Raw genomic sequence first — 12,304 nt, forward strand, 5'->3', positions numbered from 1 at the left:
TAGCGATTAGCTCTCTTTTTGTTTGTACTCTAAAACGGTATTTGTACATGTTAATAAAATCTTTTTTAATTCTTCTGTGGATAATTCAATTGTAAATTCAGGAACACCAGGTGTAATTAAAATTTTATCGTACGTATAAATAGCGTTATCCACAATAATTGTTACATCGTGTGAATATCCGAAAGGAGCTACACATCCCGGCGTACAACCAGTTTTGTCTCGCAGTTCATCAGGAGAACAGAGAGATAAGCGTTCTCCTGTTAGCTCTTTCATCTCCCCCCGGTTGAGCCTTGTGCCCTCTAACGTAAAAAATACGTAATAATCTCCAGACTTTGATTTTAAAAATAAGCTTTTACTTGGAGTGCCTTGTAAGCCAAGTCTCTCACGTACGATCCGATCCGTCTCATAATCGAGTACTGGTTCGTGTTCGAATTTTTCATAAGAAACATTTGTTTTATGTAGTAAAGCAAGTACGTCTTCGTACATATGAAATGATACCCCTTTCTATTGTTAGAACAGTCTCTTCTCGTGGCGTCAACTGAATGTTTTGGAAAGGGATATTACTTGGACGATGCTTCCCATAAGCGTTTTATGATACATTGTTCGTCGATTGTAATTTCGTAAATATCAGGATTGGTTAAAGTTCTCCATTCATTAAAGCCAATCGTATGATCAAAATGCTTTAAAATGAGCGTAAGTAAATTGCCATGTGTAACAAATAGTGTTGTCGTATGGTTTAATTGTAAAACGTCTTGAATAAGCGAAATGGCACGGTCTGTTGCTTGTTTTGTTGACTCTCCGCCTGAAAAGGCAATATCTATGTTCGTAAAAGTGGATTCTAGTTTTTGCATCCAATCATCCATTGGAACGTTGCTCAATATGCGTTCAGTTAATCGTTCATCTTCTTGGATAGATAAGTTAGCTTGGAGCGCATAGGGCCGAATGGAATCGATAGCTCGGACAAATGGGCTTGAAATAATATGATCGATTTGTAGATGATTTTCTAAGAGGAATGTAGCAAGAGTATTTGCTTGGTCTTTTCCATCGGTCGTTAATTCATCATCACGTTTTTGCCCAGTTGCTGAACAATGTCGTATTACAATAATTTTCTTCATAATTCATCCCCATCTTTCAAGTTGACGCTATATACTTCGACAAATGTGGAAATAATTCCTTTTTCTTGGAAACGGCATATTGATTTAAATATGTGGAAAATTAATGTGGATAATGAACATTTGAGGTGCAATCATGAATAAAATGATATGTATTGTATTTAGTCTTTGTTTTTTTATACACTTGTCCACAACTTATGCAGAGTCGAATCAAAAAGTAAATTATCCAAGCAATCGAAATAAGTCATTTGTGAGTGAGGATGTTTTTTATAAACAGTTAGACAAGAAAATCTATAAAGAATACAATAATGCAGCATATAGTGTTCGGAAAAAAATCTTATTTAAAGAAGTGGCTGATGAAGAATTTTCTTTCCTACAAAAAACAGCCATGGGTCGTCGGAGTAGTGTGATGCTTCAAGATTTTTTTGTTCATCCTGATCGCCAAGTTTATTTTTTCGCTTCCTTTTCTCAAAATGAGGTAGAAGAGTTTCATAAATATATCGTTATAGATGCAGAAACAAAGAGGGAGCTGCAAGAGGGCAAAAGTTATCATTAGTGTGGTAATTCATATAAAAAATAAACCACCAATTTTGGTGGTTTATTTTTTACTCCGGCACACTCATTAATTTCGCTTTCATCTTGCGAATAAGAACGACAGCGCCAATTGTACAGAGAAGTGTAATTCCTTCGGCAACGAAGAGATTGATTGTTTTTGTTTGGTAAAGTGCCGCGAAAAAGTCTACAAATGCGTGGAATAGTATAGCGTATACTAGGAAGATATATTTCTTCTGTTTTACTGCGTATAAAACAAGCATTGTAAAGGCGATTTGAAGCACGAGTGCCATAATTCTTTCTAAGCTACCAAGGAAGTATAAGTAGGCAGGTTGCTGAATTAACATGTCCTGTAAAATGTTGAGCTCGGGTTTTTGTTCAATCAGTCGAGCGAAGCTACCATCGTTAATAGAATTAGCAAAGATTAATGCTTGTAATGCAGAAAAGCCGCCAATTAAAATAGATTCAATTCCGCCGTGACCTATTCCATAAGCGAAGCCATCTTTATATTCTAGATATTTTTTTAGTAAGAAGAAGAAGGCAACGAAGCGTCCTAATTCTTCAAAAATACCAGCAGTCAATCCGCCATAAATTGCGAAGCCAAACGGATTTTCTAAAAATGGAGCGATTGTTGGATTACCGCGCATAAATAGGTGGAATGGTGTTTCAAGAATTTGGGTAAATCCGATAAAGATAAGAACACCAATGCCGACCACTTTCCAATTAATATGATATTTTTTACGGAAATAAACGAGTACGATAATTGGGACCAGAATCGAGACAATGAGTTGAAAGATGATGCTGGCAATTACAGTATTTGAAACCATACTTTCACCGCTTTCTAATATATGTACATATCTATTATGCATGAAATAGGGGAGAGATGAAACTTTTAGAAAGAAAATGAATTTACTTATTGACTCTAACGTTGCGTCATACTTTATCGTATGTACTAAGGGGGGATACAAATGACAATGAGAGTAAAAGAAGTAGCTGATTTAGTTGGAATTAGTGTGCGCACACTGCATCATTACGATGAAATTGGGTTGTTAACCCCAGACGAGACGACAGAGTCTGGATATCGTCTGTATTCCAATGAAAATTTAGAGACGTTGCAGCAAATTTTGTTTTTTAAAGAACTAGGCTTCCCTTTGAAGAAAATTAAAGAAATTATCATGAGTCCATCATTTGATCGCGAAGAGGCACTACAGCTTCATAAGAAAATGCTTCTTGAGAAGCGTGCCAGATTAGATAAGGTGATTGCGACGATTGATAAAACAATTCAGCATACAAAAGGAGAGATTGAAATGACGAATAAAGAGAAATTTGAAGGATTCGATTTCAGCCATAACCCATATGAAGAAGAAGCACGTGAAAGATGGGGAGACGCAGCTGTAGATAAAGCGAATGAATATGCGAAAGGTATGTCAAAAGAGAAGCAAGAAGAGTTTAATGCTATTTACAGAAATTTAGCGGCACTTAGACACGGTGCACCTGATTCCAAAGAGGCGCAAGAAGCTATCAAAGTATGGTACGATTACTTGCAAAACTTTAGTCACTATTCATTAGATGCTTTTAAAGGACTCGGCCAAATGTACGTCGCTGATGAGCGCTTTACGAAAAATATCGATAAGTTTGGCGAAGGTTTAGCGCAGTTTATGTGTGATGCAATGGAAGTTTATGCGGATCGTAATAAAAAATAAAAAGTAAAACAGGTGGAGATTTTCTCCACCTGTTTTACTTTTTAATCATATCATTCAAGGTCTGATCTCCCGTATTGTTCAAATGAGGATTTTTACTCATTTCACGTTTTAGCATATCGAGGCTTTGCGTATATTCTGTATCATTTAATGCGCCAGATTGAAGGCCTTGAATTTGGGAAATCAACTTTTGGTCTGTTGATACATATGCTTTATAATAGCGAGGGACGATGGACAAAGCAGCTCTATATACTTGATCCGCTACAAGTTTTGGATCCGTTGTGTTTGCACGATATACAACAAATACTTCATCATCGGTAACGAGTGTAGCAGCGTTTGTAACGTCAGGAAGTTTGACGGTCATGCTTGTAATCATTTCAGCGACTTTCTCGCGATTAATGGCCCCTACTTGTTTGTTAGATACTTCATGCTTTTGTTTAGAAGAATAACCGACTCTTGTGAGTCTTGTATTTGTATTTTCCGTATGATACATGTCATTTTTATTGGAAACAAGAACACGGCTTCCTTCTTCACGTTCCATTTCGGCTTTATTTGCTGGCTGGCAGCCTGCAAATAAGGAAAGAGTGAGGAGAGAGAGCATAATTTGTTTTTTCACGATGTATCACCTCCTTCTCCATAGCATGCACTAATTTTCAATTTTTTGTATTTGAAATTGTTGGTTGGTATGCTTTGTGATACGATAAAAAGAAGAATGCTTAGAGAGGAAGTTAATGATGGAGCAAAAGCAAGAGCAAGAGATGCATGCTACGGTGAGCATTAATAATGTTCAGTACGAAGTAATTAAAAACTTTCGTGATGGTTTTAGTGAAGAAGCATTTAAAGAGCGTTATGCAGAAATTTTAAATAAATATGATTACATCGTTGGAGACTGGGGTTATGAGCAACTTAGATTGCGCGGTTTCTTTGATGATAGTAATCAACGTTCGACATATGATACGAAAATTAGTACGTTATCAGAGTATTTATACGAGTACTGTAACTTCGGTTGTGCACACTTCGTATTACGAAAAGTGAAGAAATAAAAAAATCCTCTTACAATTGTAAGAGGATTTTTTGCATATGCTCGCTTACAAACAAATCGAGATATAATCGCCTTCAGAAAGTATTGTATTTGGCTTCATTTGTTGTCCGTTCAATTGAATATCCCCATTTTTAATTTTATCCACAATGAGTGTACGGCTCCAGTCAGAAATATATGTGGATAAGGCTTTATCGATGCGGTGGGAACCGAAAATGAGGTCTAATACAAGCGTGATTTCGGCTATGCCGTTTTCTTTATGTTGCATAATGGAAATAGTAGTTGTTGTTTCGGCTTGATCTTGCTGGGTCATATCGATCGTTTCAACGTGATCAGTAAATGATTTATAAATACGCAGTTTTTGATTCCACGTATGATCTTTCGGACATTTATAAATAGCAAAGCGGTATATGTTTTTTCCATTGGCGTTATGCCTACGAATATTCGTATCAGTAAATAGGGTAGTACGTCCGCAATTTTTACAATATTTTTCGATTGTGTGTTGCTGATTTTCATATAAACTCCAAGAAATTTGTACTTTCTGCATTTTCCTTCACCTCTTATAGTAGTGGCAAAGAAACGTAATACAGCTATTTGGATGTCTTGTAGTATGAAGACATGAGAAAAAGACAAAAATAAAAGGAGGTTCCCCAAAGAGGAACCTCCGTAAACATCATACTACAGATGCAATACGTTCCTTTGTAATGGGAATGGGCAGACTACTCCCTTGAAAAAGCGTGGTGCTTTTTTGAGAGTAATGCTATCCAATTGCTGGTCCATTACAAAGTAAATGTTGGCATACGTAGATAACGTCCTTTCTATCCAAATAGATTTATTCTTCATTATAACATATAATACTGAAAATTCAAAATAATAAAGGCGAAAAAACACCAGCTAAAATAGCTGGTGCATACGATAAATTATATAAGTTCAAATAAAAATGAGCGTAGTTCTTCTGCAATTTCTTCAGTCATAGAAAATGCGTGCTCTAAGTAGCCTGGTTCGTTTAAATCGTCAGCGCCGATGATTGCAAATTTATTACTTTGCATATCAAGTACAATTGTTTTACCGTAATGACGATCGGAGTATAAAAGCGCTAAATCATGACGCTCATTTTCTCCCATAAAGCTAACGAAACGAGTTTTTGTAGCGACAGTATCGTCGTACAGAAAGAAACGTTCTTCCATACACATGGCTCCTTTATTAAATATCTAAGTTTAAGTGTGGTTTATGATCTAAATGGTGATGCGTTTTAATGAATCGTACTGTTCTTGTTTTGTAACGCATTACGATAGAGTATGTTTCAGCTAAATCTCCGCCAAGGAATTTAACACCGTCTAATAACTCACCAGCAGATACACCAGTTGCTGAGAAGATTGCATCATCCCCAGATACTAAGTCATCTAACATAAGAAGTTGACGAGGATCTTCTAATCCCATTTCACGACAACGAGCTTCTTCTTCTTCGTTCATTGGAACTAAGCGAGCTTGCATTTCACCTTCAAGACATTTTAATGCTGCTGCAGAAATAACGCCTTCTGGAGCTCCGCCAATACCTACGAATAAGTCAATACCTGTTCCAGGTAGTGCTGTTGCGATTGACGCACCAACATCACCGTCACCAAATAATTTTACACGTGCACCTTTAGCACGAACACGATCGATAATATCTTGATGACGTTCACGTTCTTGAACGATAACTGTTAGATCGCGAATCTTTTTATTGTTAGCTTCTGCTACAATTTCAATTGTTTTTTCAATTGGATCATCTAAGCTAATTTTACCAGCTGCTTTTGGACCAACCGCGATTTTTTCCATGTACATATCAGGAGCATGAAGAAGGTTTCCTTTATCTGCGATTGCGATAACTGCCATTGCATTTGCAAGACCTTTTGCAACGATGTTTGTACCTTCTAGTGGGTCAACGGCGATGTCTACTTCTGGACCGTTACCTGTTCCTAGTTCTTCACCAATATACAGCATCGGTGCTTCATCAAGTTCTCCTTCACCAATTACAACTGTACCTGCCATGTTTACTGAATCAAACATATCACGCATTGCTGTAGTTGCTGCATCATCTGCTTCGTTCTTCTTTCCGCGGCCCATCCACTGTGCGGATGCTAATGCTGCTGCTTCTGTTACACGGACAATTTCTAGTGCGAGTTCACGTTCCAAGATTTCATTCCTCCAATTTCAAAAATCATACAAATATAACTATAACAAATAACAGAGAAAAGGTGAATTCGAAAAATTGTCGATTTTTTCAGAAGAAAGCGTTACAATTAAAATGTAAATGCTTTAATTTCCAGGTAGGTGACATTCATGTATTTTGTAGACAGAAAGAAAATAGAACAAATGCTAGTATGTTTAGAACGAGCAACAAGTACATTTCAAGAGAAAAAGATATATGAAACCGAGTTTGAATTTTATGCATTAGAGCGCATAGCCCATCTTATTATTGATACTGTATTAGATGTAGGAAATGCGATGATTGATGGATTTATTATGCGCGATCCAGGAAGTTATGAAGATATTATTGATATTTTAATGGATGAGCGAGTGATAAGTGAAGAAGATGGACAAGGGATGAAAGAAATTATCCTTCTTCGAAAAATGCTTATGCAAGATTATATTCAAATGAATCATGATGAATTATATAAGACGATTCAAAAACATATTGCAGTGGTAGAAAAATACCCAGCAAATATTCGCAGTTATTTAGAAAAGGAATTAGGACCTGTATCTGCATTTGTACCAGAATAATTATGCTTATAAGATCCCCAGAGAATGCCTTTTGGGGATCTTATATTGTATGTGAGAAAGAAAAGGGAGAAGGGTGAAGTATGGGGGAAGCACGTACTACGAAAGACGAGATTGTACAATTGTTGAAAGTAAAGGGAGAGCACACGGTAGCGGAACTAGCTGACGTTTTAGAGATTACAGAAATGGCAATCCGAAGACATTTAAGTAATCTTGAGAAAGACGGACTCATTTATTCTAAGATGGTAAGGCAACATGTCGGAAGACCAACTTATTTGTATGGATTAAGTGAAAAGGGAGAAGATACATTCCCGAAAGAGTATAAGCAATTTGCGATTGATATGCTAGAAGATTTAGCTCGAATGGGCGATGAAAAAATACTTCGTTATGTTTTAAAAGAGAGAACGAAGCGAATGGAAGAACAGTTACAAAAGCGAGTGAGTGATCAAAAGAATTTAGCATATAAAGTGCAAGAGATAGCAGCGATGCAAGAGAAAAATGGTTATATGGTTCAAATTAAGAGAGACGGAGAGAACTCTTTCGTAATTGAAAAACAAAACTGTCCGTTAAAGGAAATTGCAGAGAGATTTCCGCAAGTATGTGAAGATGAAAAAGAGATGTATAAGCGTTTATTTGCAGGGGCAGATGTAAAGACGTTAGCAAACATGTGCGAGGGCGATTGTAGTTGTTCTTACCAAGTAAAAGAGAAAAAATGAACGTTATGGGGCGCTTTAAGGTAAAGCGTTTTTTTCTTTGTAAAAAGCGGGTAATATAAGAATGGTATGATAAGGTGAGAACGTTAGCATAGAAGGAGAGACATAATCGATGTATAAAGGGTACTTAATTGACTTAGACGGTACGATGTATCGCGGAGAAGAACAAATTGAAGAAGCAAGCGACTTCGTAAAAGCATTAGGAGAGCGCGGCATTCCATATTTATTCGTTACGAATAACTCAACTCGTAAACCAGAACAGGTAGCAGAAAAACTTGTTCGTTTCGATATTCCAGCGAAAGCAGAGCAAGTATTCACAACGAGTATGGCGACTGCGAACTTCATTTATGAACGTAAACAAGACGCAACTGTATATATGATTGGTGAAGAAGGCTTACACGATGCACTTGTGGAAAAAGGATTTGAACTTGTGGATGAAAATCCTGATTTCGTTGTTGTTGGTTTAGATCGTGACATCACATATGAAAAATTAGCAAAAGCTTGTCTTGCTGTGCGTAACGGCGCAACGTTTATTTCTACAAATGGAGACATTGCCATTCCGACTGAGCGCGGATTGTTACCAGGTAACGGCTCATTAACATCAGTTGTAGCAGTGTCAACAGGTGTGGATCCAATCTTTATCGGAAAACCAGAATCAATCATTATGGAACAAGCTTTAAAAGTGCTTGGCATAGAAAAAAATGAAGCATTAATGGTTGGGGATAACTATGATACAGACATTTTAGCAGGAATAAATGCTGGTATGCATACCCTTCTTGTCCACACTGGAGTCACAACTGTGGAGAAGTTAACAGAATATGAAGTACAACCAACGCAAGTTGTGCATAACTTGACGGAGTGGATTGAGAAGATGTAGTGAAGAAAGCTGTTCCAAACTTTGGAACAGCTTTTTTTATTCCTGCTATTTGCAGGCAGCCCGATTGGTGTGGGCTAACATTCAGTTGTGACTAGTGTCGATTTTTGTCGGTAAGTCGATATATTTTAAAAATCGCCGATATAATCTGAGTTGCGCCGATATATTTAGAAAATCGCTGATATAATCTGAGTTGCGCTGATTTAATTTTATTAAAAAGCACGATTCACAACGTCTTTAACCTCTTCAAGATATTGTTTACGCACACTGTTATCCACAGAAGGAACACTTGTATAGAATGTATGCTCAATTGTTTCAATGCCTGTAAATTCAAAAATACCAACATCCGCTGTTTTCTTCATTGCATCAAACATGCCGCCTGCTGTGTATGCTTCTTTCGTATTGCCCATTGTAGATAATAATAACCCTTTTTTACCGCTTAATAACTTCTCGATGCCATTTTCACCGTAAGCATAAGCGAAGCCGTGGCTAAATACACGGTCAACGTATCCTTTTAAAATAGCAGGAAGTCCCGCCCACCAAACTGGATAAATAAATGTAATGCTGTCAGCCCAAGAGATATGCTCTTGCTCTTCTTTAATATCTGCTGGTGTGTTTCCTTGAGAAAATGAGATGAAATCGGAAGCGCCTAATACTGGATTGAAGTTTAATTCATATAGATCGCGAACGCGTACTTCATGGCCTTTTTCTTCTAATTTACTTTTTACCGTTTCTAAAATCGCATGGTTGAAGCTTTCTGTATTTGGGTGTGCATAAACGATTACATGTTTCATTGTTCTTCCTCCTATTTGTGGATATGTGAATAGTTATTTGTATATCTGTAACTATTATGGTTACTGCTTTTGTAGAAGTCAAGTAATACATATGTATGTATAAAAAGACGCCCGAAAATCGCCTTTTTATACCCCGCTCATACAAAGTACAAAAAAGACAAATAAAATAATGACAATACCAATGCCGAAGTTAAATACGAGAGTACTATCCATATATGTAGCCTCCTTGCTTGAAAGTAAAAAGCACTCTAGTTAAGAGTGCTTTTTTATTTTGAATCTACTTTATAATTTTTAGAAAGTGATTCATGCGTGTAATGATTTACATTATTTTATGTATTTATACTTTGAAATGAGTAAGTCCTTGTTGGATATAGAAAAAAAGACACTCGTTGGAGTGTCTTTTAAGATGACAAAATGTGCCAATTGCTTGAGGTTGATAAGACGCTAATTTCCGTGTTAACGCCTTTTCTCTAATCAAGAAGTGTAGCAACAGCGATTCAAATAAATTGTACCACTTGTTTAATGGCTGTGCGTATGTAATTCTGCATATTGCAATTAGAGGGAAATTTAATGTGAAAAATGAATGAGTAAATATATAGAATATTTGATAAGGAGTGAGAAGATTGGATATACATGTGTTAACAAAAGAAGAAGCGATGGAGATAAATACGTGGGCGTACGAGGAACCATATAATTTATATAGTTTTTCAGGCGAGAAAGAAGTAATGGAAGAGCTATTAGATGGAATGTATTATGGCTGTTGTGACGGTCAAGGAGAGTTCATCGGTTATTTTTGTTTTGGAGCAAATGCACAAGTACCAGGTGGAAGAGATGCTAATTTATATGGTGGAGAAGATGTGATTGATATCGGACTTGGCATGAAGCCGGCGTTAACTGGGAAAGGAATGGGGAAAGAATTCTTCCAAGCTGGAATAGCGTTCGCCACGAAAGAGTTTAATGCAAAAATGTTTCGATTAAGCGTAGCGACATTTAATACAAGAGCAATTACGTTATATAAAAATATCGGATTTAGACAAGGGACTATTTTTTTGAGTCGCGGAAGAGAATTTATGCTGATGGAATACGAAAGGCCGTCAGCATGAAACTGACGGCCTAGAAAACATTATCATTCTGAGTGCTCAGCTCGGTGCGCTAAACGGCTTGACGCAGCGGCAGCGATTCCGCCGACGATATCATCAAGGAATGTATGCACCTTTCCAGTTGATTTATCATTTAAGTATTCTAAAATACCAGGTTTTAATTTATCAATATATCCAAAGTTCGTGAAACCGATAGAGCCATACACATTCACGATAGAAAGTGCGATAACTTCATCAATTCCGTATAAGCCTTCATCACGTTTTACAATATCTTGTAACGGCTCACTTAGCATTCCCTTTTCAGCAAGGACATCAAGCTCGATACCAGTAATCAGTGCGTTTTGTACTTCACGTTTTGATAGTACACGTTCTACATTGTAACGGCATTCTGACATCTCTAAATTTGGATGATATTTTTTTTGAAGAAAATGAACAAGCTCAGCAATATCGTCAATTGTTACACCGCGCTCTTGTAATAGTTGTAATGCTCTTTCTTGTAGTTGATTTGATTCTTTCATGTTTATCACCTTTTTTTCTTTTTAGTATTTGTATACGTTTCGTTGCTTTATCATGTGCATAGGAATGAAAGGCGAGCACAAGCTCATATATATAAAGAAAAACCATAGGTGGCGACTGCGATGATTCATCATATTTATGAGCATTATCACATGCATGTTAAAGAATTAATCCCCCTTGGCCCCTATAAAAGCTTTTGGATTCGCAACAAAATTTATGTACTTGTTCCAATTGGAGACATGGAGGAAGAAGTACTTGTAGAGATGAAAAAGCTCAGTGACTATATGAACCAGCAAGGGGATATAACTGTAGCGACTTTCGTTCCGACTATACACGGCTACTATGTAAGTGAGATAGAAGAACAAAATTACTGCTTATTAAAAGGTATGCGTGCATTAGAACGACATGCTACATCATTAGGAAGTGAGCTTTCTATATTCCATAAACGAGGTGCTTTTTTTCCAGAAGAGATCGAGCAATTAAGCCGCATTGGTGAATGGAAAGCGTTATGGGAAAAAAGGCTCGATCAATTAGAAAAGTTTTGGCAATCACAAGTGATGAACCACCCTACAGACGTATTCGATCAATTGTTTATTGAATCCTTCCCGTATTACTTAGGAGTTGCAGAAAATGCAATTCAATATGTTGTCGATACAGAGATGGATGATACGCCCCAACTGACTGATGCAGCAACAATTTGCCAAGAACGATTTACACCTTTATTATGGCATCAAACGAAGCGTCTCAAACTCCCTTTTGATTGGGTGTATGATCACCCAACTCGAGATATAGCAGAATGGATTCGCTATATGATGATTGAAAAAAAGAAAGACTGGGATCAAACAATCGTTCAATTTGTTACAGATTATGAACGGAATTACTCGCTGTCCTCATTTGGTTGGCGCTTATTATTTGCAAGGCTCCTGTTCCCGCTTCACTATTTTGAAACGGTCGAACGATATTACCAAACTGGAAACGAAGAACAAAAAAGCATATATAGAGATCGCTTAGAAGCCATTTTACACGATGTGAACCGCTCAGAGCAATTTATGAAGCACTTTTATGGCTCACTTCGTTTACCAGTAGATAAGCTTGGGATTAGAAAATTAGATTGGTTATCTTAAAAATATAAAAAAGAGACCGA

The 12,304-nt window shown here is 36.9% G+C and carries 17 protein-coding genes; 8 read left to right on the forward strand and 9 right to left on the reverse strand.

The window, feature by feature from the left end; genetic code table 11:
* Positions 1 to 6: 6 nt before the first annotated feature.
* The gene (locus ACTFRH_RS20930; protein WP_000272748.1) at positions 7 to 486 is read right to left on the reverse strand and encodes a YbaK/EbsC family protein; all 480 of its coding nucleotides are present in this window, start codon (positions 484 to 486) and stop codon (positions 7 to 9) included.
* Positions 487 to 560: 74 nt separating this feature from the next.
* Entirely contained in the window at positions 561 to 1,115 is a 555-nt protein-coding gene (locus ACTFRH_RS20935) for a histidine phosphatase family protein (RefSeq protein WP_000721051.1), read from the reverse strand.
* A 133-nt stretch (positions 1,116 to 1,248) separates the two neighbouring features.
* Here ACTFRH_RS20935 and ACTFRH_RS20940 point away from each other — a divergent pair, with 133 nt between their 5' ends.
* The gene (locus tag ACTFRH_RS20940; protein WP_001038436.1) at positions 1,249 to 1,668 is read left to right on the forward strand and encodes a hypothetical protein; all 420 of its coding nucleotides are present in this window, start codon (positions 1,249 to 1,251) and stop codon (positions 1,666 to 1,668) included.
* Between the two features lie 49 nt (positions 1,669 to 1,717).
* Here the strand turns inward: ACTFRH_RS20940 and ACTFRH_RS20945 are convergent, their stop codons facing one another.
* Entirely contained in the window at positions 1,718 to 2,533 is an 816-nt protein-coding gene (locus ACTFRH_RS20945) for a YhfC family intramembrane metalloprotease (protein ID WP_440048774.1), read from the reverse strand.
* Positions 2,534 to 2,632: 99 nt separating this feature from the next.
* Between ACTFRH_RS20945 and ACTFRH_RS20950 the strand changes: the two genes are divergently transcribed.
* Positions 2,633 to 3,367 (forward strand): MerR family transcriptional regulator, encoded by a 735-nt coding sequence (locus ACTFRH_RS20950; RefSeq protein WP_000178780.1) that lies wholly within the window; start codon positions 2,633 to 2,635, stop codon positions 3,365 to 3,367.
* Between the two features lie 34 nt (positions 3,368 to 3,401).
* On the opposite strand, the gene ACTFRH_RS20955 is transcribed toward ACTFRH_RS20950, so the two are convergent.
* A complete protein-coding gene (locus ACTFRH_RS20955; protein WP_000744207.1) occupies positions 3,402 to 3,980 on the reverse strand; it encodes a YhcN/YlaJ family sporulation lipoprotein in 579 nt (192 codons plus the stop codon).
* Between the two features lie 115 nt (positions 3,981 to 4,095).
* Here ACTFRH_RS20955 and ACTFRH_RS20960 point away from each other — a divergent pair, with 115 nt between their 5' ends.
* Positions 4,096 to 4,407, forward strand: a complete 312-nt coding sequence (locus ACTFRH_RS20960; RefSeq protein WP_002003766.1) for a YutD family protein — start codon at positions 4,096 to 4,098, stop codon at positions 4,405 to 4,407.
* Positions 4,408 to 4,452: 45 nt separating this feature from the next.
* On the opposite strand, the gene ACTFRH_RS20965 is transcribed toward ACTFRH_RS20960, so the two are convergent.
* The 3 genes from ACTFRH_RS20965 to glpX form a co-directional block, all read right to left on the reverse strand.
* Positions 4,453 to 4,950 (reverse strand): hypothetical protein, encoded by a 498-nt coding sequence (locus tag ACTFRH_RS20965; protein WP_001174558.1) that lies wholly within the window; start codon positions 4,948 to 4,950, stop codon positions 4,453 to 4,455.
* Positions 4,951 to 5,323: 373 nt separating this feature from the next.
* Positions 5,324 to 5,590 (reverse strand): DUF3055 domain-containing protein, encoded by a 267-nt coding sequence (locus ACTFRH_RS20970; RefSeq protein WP_000392611.1) that lies wholly within the window; start codon positions 5,588 to 5,590, stop codon positions 5,324 to 5,326.
* 16 nt (positions 5,591 to 5,606) lie between these two features.
* On the reverse strand, positions 5,607 to 6,578 hold the full coding sequence (gene glpX / locus ACTFRH_RS20975) for a class II fructose-bisphosphatase (protein ID WP_000439090.1): 972 nt from the start codon (positions 6,576 to 6,578) through the stop codon (positions 5,607 to 5,609).
* Between the two features lie 147 nt (positions 6,579 to 6,725).
* Between glpX and ACTFRH_RS20980 the strand changes: the two genes are divergently transcribed.
* The 3 genes from ACTFRH_RS20980 to ACTFRH_RS20990 all read left to right on the forward strand — a co-directional run bounded on the left by ACTFRH_RS20980 (position 6,726) and on the right by ACTFRH_RS20990 (position 8,753).
* Positions 6,726 to 7,166, forward strand: coding sequence for a DUF86 domain-containing protein (locus ACTFRH_RS20980; RefSeq protein ID WP_000274009.1), 441 nt, complete (start codon positions 6,726 to 6,728; stop codon positions 7,164 to 7,166).
* Positions 7,167 to 7,246: 80 nt separating this feature from the next.
* On the forward strand, positions 7,247 to 7,879 hold the full coding sequence (locus ACTFRH_RS20985) for a helix-turn-helix transcriptional regulator (RefSeq protein WP_000503343.1): 633 nt from the start codon (positions 7,247 to 7,249) through the stop codon (positions 7,877 to 7,879).
* Positions 7,880 to 7,988: 109 nt separating this feature from the next.
* Positions 7,989 to 8,753: a TIGR01457 family HAD-type hydrolase gene (locus ACTFRH_RS20990; RefSeq protein WP_000276467.1), complete on the forward strand. Its 765-nt coding sequence runs from the start codon at positions 7,989 to 7,991 to the stop codon at positions 8,751 to 8,753.
* 209 nt (positions 8,754 to 8,962) lie between these two features.
* Here the strand turns inward: ACTFRH_RS20990 and ACTFRH_RS20995 are convergent, their stop codons facing one another.
* On the reverse strand, positions 8,963 to 9,544 hold the full coding sequence (locus ACTFRH_RS20995) for an NAD(P)H-dependent oxidoreductase (protein WP_000683454.1): 582 nt from the start codon (positions 9,542 to 9,544) through the stop codon (positions 8,963 to 8,965).
* A gap of 623 nt (positions 9,545 to 10,167) precedes the next feature.
* On the opposite strand from ACTFRH_RS20995, the gene ACTFRH_RS21000 reads away from it, so the two are divergent.
* On the forward strand, positions 10,168 to 10,647 hold the full coding sequence (locus tag ACTFRH_RS21000; protein WP_000351219.1) for a GNAT family N-acetyltransferase: 480 nt from the start codon (positions 10,168 to 10,170) through the stop codon (positions 10,645 to 10,647).
* A gap of 23 nt (positions 10,648 to 10,670) precedes the next feature.
* On the opposite strand, the gene ACTFRH_RS21005 is transcribed toward ACTFRH_RS21000, so the two are convergent.
* Positions 10,671 to 11,162, reverse strand: coding sequence for a phosphatidylglycerophosphatase A family protein (locus tag ACTFRH_RS21005; RefSeq protein WP_000665103.1), 492 nt, complete (start codon positions 11,160 to 11,162; stop codon positions 10,671 to 10,673).
* Between the two features lie 120 nt (positions 11,163 to 11,282).
* Between ACTFRH_RS21005 and yutH the strand changes: the two genes are divergently transcribed.
* Entirely contained in the window at positions 11,283 to 12,284 is a 1,002-nt protein-coding gene (gene yutH, locus ACTFRH_RS21010; protein WP_000581259.1) for a spore coat putative kinase YutH, read from the forward strand.
* Positions 12,285 to 12,304 lie beyond the last annotated feature (20 nt).

Origin of the sequence: Bacillus cereus group sp. MYBK216-1 (assembly GCF_051916495.1) — a bacterium.
GTDB lineage: Bacteria > Bacillota > Bacilli > Bacillales > Bacillaceae_G > Bacillus_A > Bacillus_A thuringiensis_K.